Source organism: Rhodococcus sp. IC4_135 (assembly GCF_011602025.1).
Lineage (GTDB): Bacteria > Actinomycetota > Actinomycetes > Mycobacteriales > Mycobacteriaceae > Rhodococcus_F > Rhodococcus_F baikonurensis.
The window spans coordinates 191,912-205,889 of record NZ_JAAOLG010000005.1; the positions used below are offsets into that span (position 1 = coordinate 191,912).

The 13,978-nt window shown below is 64.7% G+C and carries 14 protein-coding genes; 5 read left to right on the forward strand and 9 right to left on the reverse strand.

The features are described from left to right. Window positions 1-215 precede the first annotated feature (215 nt). The 6 genes from G8767_RS12840 to G8767_RS12865 all read right to left on the reverse strand — a co-directional run bounded on the left by G8767_RS12840 (window position 216) and on the right by G8767_RS12865 (window position 6,437). Window positions 216-749 carry a hypothetical protein gene (locus tag G8767_RS12840; protein WP_166810367.1) on the reverse strand — a complete coding sequence of 178 codons (534 nt, stop codon included), beginning with the start codon at window positions 747-749 and terminating at the stop codon, window positions 216-218. Next, window positions 746-2,473 carry a cytochrome c oxidase subunit I gene (ctaD, locus tag G8767_RS12845; protein WP_166810368.1) on the reverse strand — a complete coding sequence of 576 codons (1,728 nt, stop codon included), beginning with the start codon at window positions 2,471-2,473 and terminating at the stop codon, window positions 746-748. Before ctaD ends, G8767_RS12840 begins: the two co-directional genes overlap by 4 nt. A gap of 123 nt (window positions 2,474-2,596) precedes the next feature. Next, complete coding sequence (locus G8767_RS12850) at window positions 2,597-3,439, reverse strand: sulfite exporter TauE/SafE family protein (protein WP_166810369.1); 843 nt, start codon at window positions 3,437-3,439, stop codon at window positions 2,597-2,599. Between the two features lies 1 nt (window position 3,440). Further along, entirely contained in the window at window positions 3,441-3,779 is a 339-nt protein-coding gene (locus tag G8767_RS12855) for a rhodanese-like domain-containing protein (protein ID WP_166810370.1), read from the reverse strand. A 28-nt stretch (window positions 3,780-3,807) separates the two neighbouring features. After that, complete coding sequence (locus tag G8767_RS12860) at window positions 3,808-4,596, reverse strand: GntR family transcriptional regulator (protein ID WP_058253868.1); 789 nt, start codon at window positions 4,594-4,596, stop codon at window positions 3,808-3,810. A gap of 446 nt (window positions 4,597-5,042) precedes the next feature. Further along, a complete protein-coding gene (locus tag G8767_RS12865; RefSeq protein ID WP_166810371.1) occupies window positions 5,043-6,437 on the reverse strand; it encodes an MBL fold metallo-hydrolase in 1,395 nt (464 codons plus the stop codon). Between the two features lie 579 nt (window positions 6,438-7,016). On the opposite strand from G8767_RS12865, the gene G8767_RS12870 reads away from it, so the two are divergent. Together G8767_RS12870 and G8767_RS12875 are read left to right on the forward strand one after the other, a co-directional pair. After that, window positions 7,017-8,222, forward strand: a complete 1,206-nt coding sequence (locus tag G8767_RS12870) for an FAD/NAD(P)-binding oxidoreductase (protein ID WP_166810372.1) — start codon at window positions 7,017-7,019, stop codon at window positions 8,220-8,222. After that, window positions 8,219-8,755 (forward strand): hypothetical protein, encoded by a 537-nt coding sequence (locus G8767_RS12875; RefSeq protein ID WP_166810373.1) that lies wholly within the window; start codon window positions 8,219-8,221, stop codon window positions 8,753-8,755. Before G8767_RS12870 ends, G8767_RS12875 begins: the two co-directional genes overlap by 4 nt. Before the next feature lie 93 nt (window positions 8,756-8,848). Here G8767_RS12875 and G8767_RS12880 read toward each other — a convergent pair whose 3' ends face one another. After that, on the reverse strand, window positions 8,849-9,112 hold the full coding sequence (locus tag G8767_RS12880; protein ID WP_166810374.1) for a metal-sensitive transcriptional regulator: 264 nt from the start codon (window positions 9,110-9,112) through the stop codon (window positions 8,849-8,851). 115 nt (window positions 9,113-9,227) lie between these two features. Next, the gene (locus G8767_RS12885) at window positions 9,228-11,408 is read right to left on the reverse strand and encodes an MMPL family transporter (RefSeq protein ID WP_166810375.1); all 2,181 of its coding nucleotides are present in this window, start codon (window positions 11,406-11,408) and stop codon (window positions 9,228-9,230) included. 135 nt (window positions 11,409-11,543) lie between these two features. Here G8767_RS12885 and G8767_RS12890 point away from each other — a divergent pair, with 135 nt between their 5' ends. The 3 genes from G8767_RS12890 to G8767_RS12900 are packed head-to-tail and all read left to right on the forward strand — an operon-like array spanning window position 11,544 to window position 12,856. After that, window positions 11,544-11,789, forward strand: a complete 246-nt coding sequence (locus G8767_RS12890; RefSeq protein WP_166810376.1) for a DUF2892 domain-containing protein — start codon at window positions 11,544-11,546, stop codon at window positions 11,787-11,789. After that, entirely contained in the window at window positions 11,786-12,217 is a 432-nt protein-coding gene (locus G8767_RS12895) for a DUF5313 family protein (protein WP_166810377.1), read from the forward strand. Before G8767_RS12890 ends, G8767_RS12895 begins: the two co-directional genes overlap by 4 nt. Before the next feature lie 3 nt (window positions 12,218-12,220). Continuing rightward, window positions 12,221-12,856: a class I SAM-dependent methyltransferase gene (locus G8767_RS12900; protein ID WP_166810378.1), complete on the forward strand. Its 636-nt coding sequence runs from the start codon at window positions 12,221-12,223 to the stop codon at window positions 12,854-12,856. On the opposite strand, the gene G8767_RS12905 is transcribed toward G8767_RS12900, so the two are convergent. Then, window positions 12,835-13,977, reverse strand: a complete 1,143-nt coding sequence (locus tag G8767_RS12905) for a recombinase (RefSeq protein ID WP_206029277.1) — start codon at window positions 13,975-13,977, stop codon at window positions 12,835-12,837. The genes G8767_RS12900 and G8767_RS12905 overlap by 22 nt on opposite strands. Window position 13,978 lies beyond the last annotated feature (1 nt).

Here is a 13,978-nt window from a genome sequence, read left to right on the forward strand (position 1 = left end):
AACAGCCCCCACCCGATCAGGTGCAACACCACGACCACACTCGCCATCGCCGGCAAGCGGGGGCTCCGTCGCGGGAAAATCGATGTCGCGCAGGCGCACTCACGTCGGCCACCGGCGCAGCCAGCCGTCCGGAGGGCAGTCGAGGGTAGTTGCGAGCGACGTCTGCGACCCCGGAGTGGCTTTCGCCGCCGCGGGGTGCGGGCGGGGTTGCTCGATCAGCAATGCCCGTTCCCGGAGGTATCGTCGCCGATGCTCGGACCGACCCCGACCAAGGTCAACGACCGACGATGATGAGGATCGACCCAGACCGAAATGGTGGCACCGGTCACCAGTGCGCGGACGGTCGACCGTTCTGCTTGCACATCGCACCGGTACGTTCCGGACCCGGGCACCGTCACTTCCAGTTCCACCCGTCGTGAATCGATATCGATGCTCAGGACCACCGCCCACCCTTCGACGATGTCGTCCTCTCGCTCCGCCGCCGTGTCGCGGACCGGAGACACCGCTGCGGGATGCAGCGGTGTGCGGGCTGCGAACATCATCGCCGTCATCAGCAGCACCGCGAAGCCGGCCACCACGGCAGCGGTGACAGCGGTCGCTGACCCGGGTGAGAGTCGAGGGACGAGGAAGGTGAACACCAGGATCAGCGCGAGCACGTAGAACCCCATGGCGACCGCGATCGCGTACGACACTCGCCCCGGTACCAGGACAGCGGCACCTGTCGAGCGCAGTCTCCGCGTGCTCGTCACCGTCTGTCCTCTGGGGTCCCGCTGGCGGTGCCCTCTTCGACGCCGTCGGCGATGATTTCGGAGGGTGCCCGCACGTCGGCGGTGTGGCCCGTCAGCCCGACGTGGGCTTCGGTGCGCATGCGTTCGACCATGTGAGGGTAGTGCAGCTCGAACGCCGGCCGCTCGGAGCGGATCCGGGGTATTTCGGTGAAATTGTGGCGGGGCGGTGGGCAGGTGGTGGCCCATTCGAGAGAGTTGCCGTAGCCCCAGGGATCGTCGACGGTGGCGACCTCGCCGTATCGGTAGGACTTGAACACGTTCCACACGAACGGCAGCGTGGACAGCCCGAGGATGAACGCTCCGATCGAGGAGATCAGGTTCAAGGTGGTGAATCCGTCGGAGGGCAGGTAGTCGGCGTAGCGGCGCGGCATCCCTTCGTTGCCGAGCCAGTGCTGGACCAGGAACGTCATGTGGAAGCCGACGAACGTCGTCCAGAAGTGCCACTTGCCGAGGCGTTCGTCGAGCATGCGTCCGGTGATCTTGGGAAACCAGAAGTACACCCCGGCGTAGGTGGCGAAGACGATGGTCCCGAACAGCACGTAGTGGAAGTGCGCCACCACGAAGTAGGTGTCGGTGACGTGGAAATCGATCGGGGGGCTGGCCAGCAGCACACCGGTCAGTCCGCCGAACAGGAACGTGATCAGAAATCCGATGCTGAACAGCATTGGGGTTTCCAGGGTGACCTGTCCTCGCCACATGGTGCCGATCCAGTTGAACAACTTCACCCCGGTCGGCACGGCGATGAGGAAGGACATGAACGAAAAGAACGGCAGCAGAACAGCTCCGGTGGCGTACATGTGGTGCGCCCACACCGTGATCGAGAGCGCTGCGATGCCGAGGGTGGCGAAGATCAGACCCTTGTAGCCGAAGATGGGTTTGCGGCTGAAGACCGGGAAGATTTCGGAGACGATGCCGAAGAACGGGAGCGCGACGATGTAGACCTCGGGATGGCCGAAGAACCAGAACAGGTGCTGCCAGAGCACCGCTCCCCCGGTCGCCGGGTCGAACACGTGACCACCGAAGTGTCGATCGAATGCCAGCCCGGCCAACGCGGCCGCGAAGGTCGGGAACGCCAGCAGTACCAGCACCGAGGTCACGAGCATGTTCCAGGTGAAGACCGGCATCCGGAACATCGTCATGCCGGGTGCGCGCAGGCACACCACGGTGGTGATGAAGTTGACCGCACCCAAGATCGTGCCCAAGCCGGACAGGATCAGGCCCAGTACCCACAGGTCGGCACCGACGCCGGGGGAATGCAGTGCGCTCGTCAGCGGCGTATAGGCGGTCCACCCGAAGTCCGCGGCACCTCCCGGTGTGATGAACCCGGCGAGCACGATCAGCGATCCGAAGACATACAGCCAGTACGCGAACGCGTTGAGTCGCGGGAACGCGACGTCGGGTGCCCCGATCTGCAGCGGCAGAATGTAATTGGCGAATCCGTATGCGACAGGGACGGCGTAGAGCAGCAGCATGATCGTGCCGTGCATGGTGAACAGCTGGTTGTACTGTTCGTTGGACAGGAACTGCAACCCCGGTACGGCGAGTTCGGTGCGCATGAGCAGCGCCATCAACCCGCCGATGAGGAACAATCCGAACGAGGTGACCAGATACATCTTGCCGATCGTCTTGTGATCGGTGGTGGTCACCAATTGGAACAGCGTCGAGCCCTTCGGCTCGTGACGCATCGGATACGGCCGGCCGCCTCAGGGCGGGGAATCAGTGCGGTCATCGACGATCTCCTCGATCCAGGTGTGCGATGCGCCGCATTTGCGTGCGCAGAAATAGGCTGTGATGCACAACGATGTGCGTTACAGGGCCATGGAGGCCTGGACGGTGACGTAGACGGCCACGGCGAGCAACAGGGCGGCGAAGCTACGGGTGAGTGTGGTGGCAGAGACTCTGTCACTGATGGCTTTTCCTGCGAACGAGCCTGCAATTGCCGCGAGGGTGAACGGTACGACGATCTCCCACGGGATGGTGGCACCCGTGCCGAGGCGTTCGGTGAAGGCCCCCGCGCTGGTGATCGAGATGATCACCAGTGACGTTCCGACCGCGACGGGCATCGAATAGCCCAGTGCCAGAACCAGAGCGGGGACGATGAGGAAGCCGCCGCCCACTCCCAGAAAACCGGTGAGGAAGCCGACGACGAGCGCGGAGGCGACCAGCTTGACTACCTGCGACGTGGTGATCTTCACTTTCGCGGGCTTGGTGGCGACCGCGACGGCGCTCGGGCGTGTTCCCGGGGTCTCGGCCGGGTTCGGTGTCGGTAGGTCGGTATCGTGTCCGCGCCGGGTGCGGCGCAGCATCGCGCCGGCGGCGACGATCATCAGTGCCGCGAACGCGAGCAGCAAGATCTGCGGGTCGACCGATCGGTTGAGGATCGATCCACCGAAGGCGGTGACCGAGCCCAGGATTCCGAATACTGCCGCTGCCCGCCACCGAACGTGCCGTGCTCGCGCATGGCTGATGGCCGCGATGATCGAGGTGATTCCGACGATGATCAGCGAGGCGCTCGTTGCCGATTGCGGTTCGACCGCCAGGAGATACACCAGGGCAGGAACAGTCAGTATCGATCCCCCACCACCGAGTGCGCCGAGGGAGAGCCCGATGAGAATCCCTGCGGCGACTGCGATCGCGAGGGTGGCGATCATGTCAGATCACTGCGCCGGGGGTGCCGTCATCGCGGACCACAGCGCGGCCGTCTTCGTGCCACGCTTTCATTCCGCCCGACAGATTGTGCGCTGTGCGACCGGCATCGGTGAGGGCCGCAACAGCTGTGCTCGACCGAGCGCCCGAGCGGCACACCACGACCAATTTCTGATCAGGAGGGTAGGCAGCAGGATCGAGATCGCCGAGGCGTACATGGACGGCGTCCGGGGCGTGGCCAGCTGCCCATTCGTCGTCCTCGCGGACATCGATCAGGATGGCTCCTGATTCGGCGATCAGTGCGTGTGCGGCGGCCGGATCGGCTTCCGGTGGTGCTTCAGTCATGAATAACGCTCCTTGGATCAGTGGGTGCTTACAGGGCGTGCAGCGGCGTGGCCGGCACGAAGCGATAGCCCTCGCTCGGTGAGAACGTGGCCGAGACGGTGAACCGATCTCCTCGAATCACTGTGTGCCGCAACTCCACCGGCCGGGAATTCATGCAACCCAAGCGGCGGATCGACAGCGCGGCGGTCTTCGAATCGAGTTCGAGTGCTGCCGCATCCTCCGGATCCGGGACGACGGCAGTGACGTCCTCGCGGCCACCGGTCAGGCGGATGCCGCAGCGTTTCTCGAGCTCGATGTAGAGAGCCGTGTGAGTGAAGTCCGCATCCAGGAGGTCGCGTGCCAGATCCCCCGGCAACCAGGCATAGTCGAGCGCCAACGGCATGGTCCCTGCCATACGGATGCGCTCCAGGTAGAGCAGCGGAGCCTTGGGACCGACCTGCAAGGTAGCGGCCACCGCGGGGTCGGTCCGCAGTTCGAGTGCACGCACCACGCTGTGCTGAGCAACACCCGTAGCTTCCACGGCAGCGAAGAGACTGTAGAGCGCACCGAGTGGCTGCTCGATCACCGGCGGAGCCGCCAACCGAGAAGGCCGGCCACGCTCTGCAATCAAGATTCCTTCGTTCCGCAGGTGCCGCAGGGCCTCGCGGGTGGTGTGACGGCTCACCCCGTAGCTCGTCGTCAACGCATGCTCGCCCGGGAACTCGGAGCCGGCGAATTCGTCGTCACCGATTCGGCGGACCAGATCGGCATGCAGTTGCGCCCACAGCGGCATCGCACTGGAGCGGTCGAGCGCGGCACTGCGATCGGGTTCAACCATCAGAGGCCCTCCTGTCGATCTGTGTCGGAATCCGAATTCGAGCCGCCTGCTACTGGCCCTCGGGGCTACTGTACAACAAATGTACGTACATCCGTACGGACGGCAGTGATACTCTCCACGCGTCGAAGCGATGTCGACCGAGGATCTCCGGTGACCGCAGCTCCCCCGTCCCCCGACGAACCATCCGTCGGCATCGTCGACACGCAACGAGACGACCCTCGCATCGAGAAAAGTTCTCGCCGAGCACGAACGAGCTCCTGGTGGAGATCTCACCTGGGGAATCCGTCCGCGTAGCGAGCGGCATCACGTCGCTTCCCAGTCGGTGCCGGAGCAGGAGTGTCGCCCGGGGTCTGTTCTACCGTCGGTGGCGCGGCGAGCCGACAGGGCGAGCACCAGACCGAACCGGGGGCGGACTGCACAACCGCCTCCGATTCGGGCGGGTTCGATCAGACTGTTTCGAGGTTGTGCGCGGCCCAGGCGGCGTAGCTGCCCTCGAGTTCGACAACTCGGTAGCCGGCGCGGCGCAGGGCGCTGGCTGCGACCGCGTTACGGACGCCGCTCTGGCAATAGGTCACGATCGGACCGCCCGTGGGCAGTCCGTCGAGATTCCACAGCAATCGGCCACCGCTGAGCTGTTCGGAGCCAGGTATGTGGCCGTCGGCGTGTTCGGTCTTGTTGCGCACGTCCAGGACCATTGCCGGGTCGAACGAATCCAGCTCGTCCGCGCCGATCGTCTCGGGCGTCGTCATGGGGAGGCCTCGTAGACTTGTGACGTACCCGGTCACCGTATCGATGCCGATCCGCAGCAGGTGATCACGGAGCTCGTCGGCGACGGCGCGGTCCTCGGCGAGCACCACCAGTGGAGTGTCCTCTCGCTCGGGGTCGTAGACCCAGGCACCGAACGAGGCTGCCTTGCCGATGCCGGGGATGTTGAGCGCTCCGGGGACAGCGCCGGCGTGCACCTCATCGTGGCTGCGGGTGTCGAGGAGGACGACCTCGTCGGAGTCGAGGGCACGTGCCAATTCGGTGGAGTCGTACTCGTGCAGCGGAGAGAGTGGCCCGAGAACGACCGGGCCCTGCTTGTTCTGACGCTTCATCCGGCCGAAGTAGGCGTGTGCATCCGGTTGGCCGTCGAGCATCTCATCGACGAAGCCCTGCTCGTCGTCGCGCTCGACATACCCGGCCCACCAAGCGAAACGGCGTTCGTAGCCGACGCTGGTCGACGGGAGCGCGCCGAGAGCTTTTCCGCAGGCGCTGCCCGAACCGTGACCCGGAAAGACCTGAATATGATCCGGCTGCGTGACGAACGATCGCTTCAGGCTGCGGAAGATCTGTTTGGCACCCTCGAACCGGGTGTCGACACCGTCTGCAGCTTCGTCGAGTAGGTCCGGCCGGCCGAGATCGCCGGCAAAGACGAAGTCGCCCGTCAACATGTATCCCGGAGCATCGGCGAAGGCACCGTCGGTCACCAGGAACGAGAGGTGCTCCGGGGTATGACCGGGCGTGTGAACGGCTTGCACGGTGATGTTACCCAGAGCCAGCGTGTCACCATCGTGGAGGCGTTCGGCCTCGAAGCCGTACTGCCAGTCGTCGCCGCCCTCTCCTGAGACGTAGGTGACCGCCCCGGTGGCCTTGGCAAGCTCGCGAGTGCCGGACAGGTAGTCGGCATGGATGTGGGTCTCGGTCACGGCGGTGATGGTCATGCCATGCCGAGCGGCCAGGTCCAGATACACACCGATGTCGCGGCGGGCGTCGACCACCACTGCCTCCCCCTTGGCCTGACAGCCGATGAAGTATCCGGCTTGGGCGAGGTCCTCGTCGTAGATGCGTTCGAGAAGCATCGAAATCTCCTTGTCGATCGTGGGGGCGTTCGTACAGGTGTCAAGATTCATGGTACCCCGTGGGGTATTTTCAAGAGGTCCTGTGCGGCGAGGCGCACGCTCCCGATCTCACGGGGTGGAGGTGGATTGGGTCGGCATACCAACGGACACCCAGGGGCGTGGGAACCGGCCGATCCAGCGAGCCGCGACGACTTACAGCGACACCGCAGCGGTTGCCGACCATCACGTCCTCCTCAGCCGTCCGGCACTCGCCGACTCGGGATGGACGAGGAAACTTCATTCGTCCCGAGTGTGGCGTTTGCCGGAATCGGCGACTAGCCTCATCCATAATGTACGTACATCCGTACGATCAATCAAGGAGAGGGCGACGTACACCTCGGCACGTGTCCTTGCACCACCTGCTCGAACGCCGGAATGACCTTCCAGCACGACTGCTGTGGATGCAGTGCACCTGGCCTCAATGACCACCAATGTCGTGACCACTCAGCTCGCGCCCACACCGACGTCGAGCTGAACTACCCCGGCACCAACCGAAATCGAGACAGCTCACCGAGCTCGTGTCTCGAACAGGAGGACCACATGTCCGCGCACACCATCGACCACAAAGTCGCGATCATCGGCGGAGGTAACGCCGGTATTTCGCTCGCGGCACGTCTGCGGCGAGCAGGAATGACCGACATCGGCATCATCGAGCCGGCAGAGACCCACTATTACCAACCTTTGTGGACGCTCGTCGGTGGAGGCCGCGCCCCGGCCGCGGAAAGTGCGCGTAGCGAGGCGTCGGTGATGCCCCAGGGCGTCGGCTGGATCAAGGATCGCGCCGAGGGGGTCGACCCGGATGCCCAGACGGTCAGCACCTCCTCGGGAACTACGATCCATTACGACCACCTGGTGGTGTGCCCCGGCATCCAGCTCGACTGGGACTCCGTGCCCGGTATGGCCGAATCGATCGACACCCCGCAGGTCTCGAGCAACTACCGCTACGATCTCGCACCCAAGACGTGGCAGATGATTCAGAAGATGCGGTCGGGCACCGCCGTGTTCACGATGCCGTCCGGCCCCATCAAATGCGCGGGTGCTCCGCAGAAGATCGCGTACCTTGCGGCCGACTACTGGCGAGAGCAGGGCGTGCTCGACGCCATCCGAGTTGTCCTCGTCCTACCCACACCCGGAATGTTCGGGGTACCGGTGTTCGCCGAGGAGCTCGAACGAGTCGTGGCGCGCTACGGCATCGAGGTGCGCAAGAACAGCGAAGTCACCGCTGTCGACCCGGACGGCCGATCGGTGACGATCACTGATAACAGTGCAGGTACCACTGACGAGCTACCCTACGACCTGCTCCACGTCGTACCGCGCCAATCCGCACCGGACTGGATCAAGGCCAGCCCCATAGCGGACCCCGAGAATCCAGCCGGATACGTCCAGATCGACAAGAACACACTGCGGCACAGTCGATTCGACAACGTCTTCGCCCTCGGTGACGCCGGATCGTCACCGAACTCCAAGACCGGTGCCGCCATCCGCAAGCAAGCACCCGTGGTCGCCGAGAACCTGCAGGCGAGCATCGCCTGCCGTCCACTGACCGCACAGTACGGCGGGTACGCCTCCTGCCCCTTGACCACCTCTCGCAAGACGATGCTTCTGGCCGAGTTCGACTACACGATGCAGCTGGCTCCCTCGATACCGCTGATCGACACCACCCGCGAACGCCGCGACATGTGGTTCCTCAAGAGACGCGGACTGCCGGCGTTGTACTGGAATGCCATTCTCACCGGCCGAGCGTGAACGGTCGACCGCCGCACAGCTACGACCGCGAGGGCGACCTGAGCCACTACCGGTCGGTGTTCGAGGCCATCGAACGGCGCGTGATACCGGAGGTCGTGGTCACCCGGCTCACCCCGTATCTGCTCGTTCTGGTGTCGGCGGCCGTGCTCGGAGTGGTGCTTCCGCACACCGGCGGCGCACACGGGTACGACGTTCTTCTGCGCACCGAAAGCGCCGACGCGGAATCAGCGGGCGTGTTGGCGACACTGTTCACCGCATTCACTCTCACGTTCACCGTCGTAGCGGCCTCGATCGCGCGTCTGGTTCGGCGTTTTCGGTGGGCCGCTCTGGCATTGGCGGGCAACGGTGTCACCACGGTGTTCGGTGTGCTCGCGATCTGGGCGCGGCAGTCACTGGCACCGACCGCGACGGTGGCGGGTCCATCGATCGGCCTGTATCTGGGCGCGGTGGCAGCCCTGCTGTCCACCGTCCTCTGGGCACGTGTGGTGTTCACCCGCCCACCCGAGCAGCCCGGTCCAGCGCACAGGGGCTGACACGTCGCGGGCCCGATCACCCCACCTCGAACCGGCTGTCCTGCCTCGCTCCGATCACCCCCGTGCATCGATGCGGGGGTGATCGGACCGTTGTCAGGCGAGGGCGAGAAAGAGCTTCTCGAGCTCCGCTTCGCTCATCTTCTCCCCTGTTTCCGCCCCGGTGATGCACTCACGCAGTCCGGTGGCGACGATCTTGAAGCCTGCCCGGTCGAGAGCCTTCGACACCGCGGCCAGCTGGGTGACGACATCCTTGCAGTCACGGCCGCTCTCGATCATCGAGATCACTCCTGCGAGCTGACCCTGCGCACGCCGCAGACGGTTCAGTACCAACGAGATGCTTTCGGTGTCACCGGTCATGTCGTTCAATCCTTCGTTCGATGAAGCTCCAGGTTACCCCTAGGGGTAACAGTGGTCGTGGTGGCCGACGCCGGACGGTATCGGCCACCACTGTGTTGTTCGAGATCGGTGACACTCAGCTGTGCGAGAAGCCGATCTTGGGTAGTACTGCTCGTAGCCACGTGGGTGACCACCATGCGGCGTGGCCGGTCAGGCGCAGCAACACCGGCAGCAGAACCAAGCGGATGAGAATGGCGTCCAGCAGTACGGCGACGCCGAGGATGATGCCCATCTCCTTGGGTGGCAGTGGTTCGGCGAGCGCGAACGAGAAGAACACTGCGATCATCACCGCGGCCGCCGCGAAGATCACTCGTCCCGAGTGCGCCATTCCGTCGACCTGAGAACCGTGTGGATCACCGGTGTTCTCGTAGTGTTCCTTGACGCTCGACAGCAGAAACACCGTGTAGTCCATCGCGATTGCGAAGATCATCGCGAAGAAGAACACCGGTCCCCAGCCGTTCAGGAATCCCTGCGGCGTGAATCCGAGCAACGACGCCCCGTGACCGTCCTGGAAGATCAGCTTCGCCACACCGAATGCCGCTCCGGTGGACAGCAGGCTGACCACGGTCCCCAGCAGGGCGATCAGCGGTGCCTGTAGCGCGATCAGCAACAGCAGGAACCCGAGCACGAGGATCACCGACACCACGATCGGCAGATACTCGTTCAACGCGGTCTGCAGGTCCAGGTTCTCCGCGGGTGCACCGCCGACGATCGCTCCCTCGGGCAGCTCGGCACGCAAGGCGTCGAGTGTGGTCTCGAGTGCGGGGTCCGACGGGTCCACGTTCGGGATGGCCTGCAGCATGACGAAGTCGGATCCGTCCATGGCGGGCATGGGCGGCGTCACCATCGACACACCGTCCACGCCTGCCGCAATTTGCGCGGTCTGCTCCGCCTCCGCCGTGGGAGCGATGATCTGCAGCATGCCTGGTGCACCTTCACCCATCTGAGCCTGCACCAATTCGTAGCCTTGGCGGACCGGAGCGTCCTCGGGCACAACCGAAATGGACGGCATGGCGACCTTGAGACCCAGCGCCGGAATCGACAGCGCCACCAGAATCAACAACGAGCCGATGGCGAACGGCCACGGATGCTTGTGCAGCAACTGACCCCAGGACGCGAATTTCGGCGAGCGGTGCACCTGTCGCTTCGCGTACGGGAGGGAGCCGGCATTGACCTTCGGTCCGAGCTTGCCCAGCACTGCGGGGAGCAGTGTGAGGGTGGCAGCGAGAACGAACACCACCGCGAGCATGATGCCCACGGCCATCGTGCGAACCGCAGGTGCAGGTACCAGAAGTACAGCGGACAGGCTGATCAGCACGGTCAGGCCGGACAGCAGGACTGCTTTGCCTGCCGTGTCCATCGTTTCTGCCACTGCACGCTGCGGGTCGATCCGTCCGGCGTCGATGGTCTTGCGGAGCGCATCCCGGAAACGAACGACGAGGAAGAGCGCGTAGTCGATACCGAGCGCCAGCGCGAACATCATCGCAAAGTTCATGGCCCACACCGAGATCGGCGTGATCTCGTTCAGCAGAACCAAGCCACCCGCAGATGCGACCAGACCGGCCAGCGTCAACAGCAGGGGCAGACCTGCCGCGACGAGCGATCCGAACGCGAGCACCATGATCGCCAATGTGACGGGCCAGGAGATGATTTCGGCCTTGATCATCGCGTCGTGGTTGGCCTTGTTGAAGTCACTCCACAGTGCCGATGCTCCGGTCGGGTAGACCTCGATCGAGTCCGTGGAGGCTGCGGTCAAGTCGCCCTTGAGATCGTCGACGGCCTTCACCATCTCGTCGGTCGTCCCGTTCGCTCCACCGATGAGGATTCCGGTGTGCCCGTCGGGGCTGATCGACATCCCCGGTTGCGGGGGGATCACCTCGGAAATCCGCGAGTCAGCGGCCAGAATGTCGGTGACCTCGGAAATGACCGCCGCGACAGCGGGATCCGTCACCTGCTCGGTGTCCGAGTGCACGACCACCTGTATCGCGGCAGAAGAGTTGCCGCCGAAGTGCTCCTGTGCGAGTTCGCGAACCTGGACCGACTCCGATCCGTTGGATTGCCAACCGGCACCGGCGAGAGAGCCGAACACCGACGGGGCAAACGCTCCCAATCCGATGATGACCACGAGCCACGCGGTGACCACCCATTTGAAGTTGCCTGCCATGCGCGCACCGAATCGCGCCAGCGGCCCGCCGGTGATCCCTGGCGGCGAGCTGTCTGCAGAACTCTCGTCGGTTCGAACGTCCGTAGAACTCACATCGTGTCCTTACTGGTCGGGATGATGAAGGAACCGTAACACAGTACCCCCAGGGGTATGCTGGTATCATCGCATCTACCCCCTAGGGTATGCACGGACGACCGCACCACACGCAGAGAAGCGAGGATCTACCGCATGTCATGCACCGACACTCCCACCGGTCCCGGCGGACCGAGTATCGAACGCACAGTCCCCGCGCTGGCGGGCACCATGGTCCTCGCCAGCCTCGCCGCCGGATCCCTTCACGACCGCCGCTGGCATGCCCTGACAGCATTCGTCGGCGGGAATCTGCTGCTGTACTCGGCAGTCGGATGGTGCCCGGCCAGCTTGGCAATGCGGCGGCTGGGGATGCGCCAGAGCACAATGACGCCGACCCGGTGAACCGCGACAGGACCCGCCCTACGCCGTGGCAGTGGGTCAGCTACGCCTTCGGCCGCACTCTGCCCTCGACCATGACGGACTGGGTGGCCCACGATCTGACGGGCGATCACGCCGTGGTTCGGCACCTGATTCGCGGCCAGGTTCCGTTTCTTCCCATCTATGCCGTGTTCATGTTCTTTCCGGGTGAACTGTGGCTGCGTGGTGCCATGGTGCTCCTGGCGGTCCTGCTCTCGGTGTTCTTCACCGCCTCGTATATGGAAGAGAATCGGCAACGACGCCTCGTGCGACACATGCTGCCCCGCGATCTCACGAACCCCCGCAAAGCGCAGGAATCGGAACTGGTCAAGAAGCGTTATCTCGCGGCGCACCCCGAGTCCGAGGCCTCACGCACCGCCGCGGCACCCATCGCTCGCGGCCGGGAGTACTGAGCGATGGTCGGCGATTCGACGCACCGCCTCGCCCGATGGCAGCGATTCTGGGACAAGCAAGCGGCCGGTTACGACAAGCACATGACCTTCCTCGACCGAGTCCTCTTCCGCGACACCAGGTCCTGGATCTGTGGTCGCGCGCGGGGCCAGGTTCTCGAGGTCGCAGTGGGAACGGGGCTCAATCTCGAGCACTACCCGGCAGGGACATCATTGACCGGAATCGAGCTGAGCCCGGACATGCTCGCACAGGCGCACACTCGCGCCGCCGACGTCAGACCGGATGCGCACCTGACGCTCGGGGACGCTCACGCTCTGGACTTCCCCGATGCATCCTTCGACACGGTGGTGTGCACATTCTCGCTCTGCGCCATCCCCGCCACGGACATCGCGCTCGCGGAAATGTCGCGAGTGCTGCGTCCGGGTGGAACGTTGCTCCTCGCCGATCACGTCGCCTCGTCGATCAGGCCGGTTCGATGGATCCAACGCGCCCTGGAACTGGTGAGCATCCCGATCGGTGGCGAGCACTTTCTGCGCCGGCCCTCGATCGCGATCACCGGTGACGAGAGCTTCTCTATCGAGGACATCGACCGGTTCACTCTCGGTCTCGTCGAGCGTCTTCACGCCCGAAAGGTGTCCTGAACGGGCAAGGACGATGGCCGCGGCACGAGCGGCCGACCATATTTCGGCACTTCTGCCTCGACGAACTCGAGAAGCCGCTTCAGCAGTGCATCCGCACGGTCTTCGACGTCGTCGAGCGTTGAATCGACGCCACCGAGTAGCTCGTGTGCGTCCCGGCGTGCCCGGGTCCCGTGTTCGTAGTATCCGGGGTCGAGTACCGAAGCCGAGGCGGGCTGCGGGACGAGATGTGCGCTCGGTTGCCGTGCCTGCACCGAGTGGAGTCGGTGCACAGGTGCTCGCCCGTCCAGGTGGGCACGAACGATGTCGGCGACCGCACGGAACGTCAGTGGGGTCGCAGTCAACGGGGTGTGGCCCCACCGGTCGATGGCAGTCGACAGCGGCTGTCGATCGGCCGGATCGACGTACCGGTCGAATCCGCTGAGCCCGGTACCGCCCACGCCATCGAGAGCGTCGGCGAGCATTCGGGTGCTCGGATACCGCGTGTGATGGCCCAGCACCTCCAACCAGCGCTGATACACCATCCGCGGCGAGATACCCGCCCCCGTCAGCGCGGGGGAAGTGACAGTGTGGACGCCGCGGCCTGTGTCGATACGAAGGGCGTCGATCCTCGGATCGGCGGTGACGTCGCAGTGCCGCAGGGCCGCGATCTGGGTGTACGGCAGACCGGTCGAAGCGAGGATCAGGACGAGGGCGTCTCGCCGCGCGAACAGTTCTGACGGCCAACCGGATTCGGGGAGGCGGGCGACGATACCGCCGATCACGGCTGCCAGCTCGTGCAGGCGCGCCGTACGCGCCACGTCCAGCGCAGCCCGAACTATCTCCGCACGCCCCGGAGGAGGTAACAGCTGCCGAGAATGGGCGGCGTCGATCACCGCGATCCGGCGGCGTTGGGTCGTCGACGCGGCGGGGTGCGCGTGGAGGAACCGAGCAAGCGAATCCGAAGAGGCCGTCAGTGGTGGTTCGTCATGGGCGGTGCACCAGTCCTCGAACAGAGACCACGTGTGCCGATCACGCTTCGGCACCGCCACGTTCGCGATATCCGCTGGTCGTATCGAACCGGCGCGGTCGTCGTGGCCAGCATCTGCCCCGGTCGACCCGCCGCCGCTCACGGATGCAGTCACG

Excerpts from the sequence above, each read along its gene's own strand:
- ctaD (WP_166810368.1), bottom strand. The coding sequence starts at position 2,473 with ATGCGTCACGAGCCGAAGGGCTCGACGCTGTTCCAATTGGTGACCACC.
- G8767_RS12850 (WP_166810369.1), bottom strand. The coding sequence starts at position 3,439 with ATGATCGCCACCCTCGCGATCGCAGTCGCCGCAGGGATTCTCATCGGG.
- G8767_RS12855 (WP_166810370.1), bottom strand. The coding sequence starts at position 3,779 with ATGACTGAAGCACCACCGGAAGCCGATCCGGCCGCCGCACACGCACTG.
- G8767_RS12860 (WP_058253868.1), bottom strand. The coding sequence starts at position 4,596 with ATGGTTGAACCCGATCGCAGTGCCGCGCTCGACCGCTCCAGTGCGATG.
- G8767_RS12865 (WP_166810371.1), bottom strand. The coding sequence starts at position 6,437 with ATGCTTCTCGAACGCATCTACGACGAGGACCTCGCCCAAGCCGGATAC.
- G8767_RS12870 (WP_166810372.1), top strand. The coding sequence starts at position 7,017 with ATGTCCGCGCACACCATCGACCACAAAGTCGCGATCATCGGCGGAGGT.
- G8767_RS12880 (WP_166810374.1), bottom strand. The coding sequence starts at position 9,112 with ATGACCGGTGACACCGAAAGCATCTCGTTGGTACTGAACCGTCTGCGG.
- G8767_RS12890 (WP_166810376.1), top strand. The coding sequence starts at position 11,544 with ATGTCATGCACCGACACTCCCACCGGTCCCGGCGGACCGAGTATCGAA.
- G8767_RS12900 (WP_166810378.1), top strand. The coding sequence starts at position 12,221 with ATGGTCGGCGATTCGACGCACCGCCTCGCCCGATGGCAGCGATTCTGG.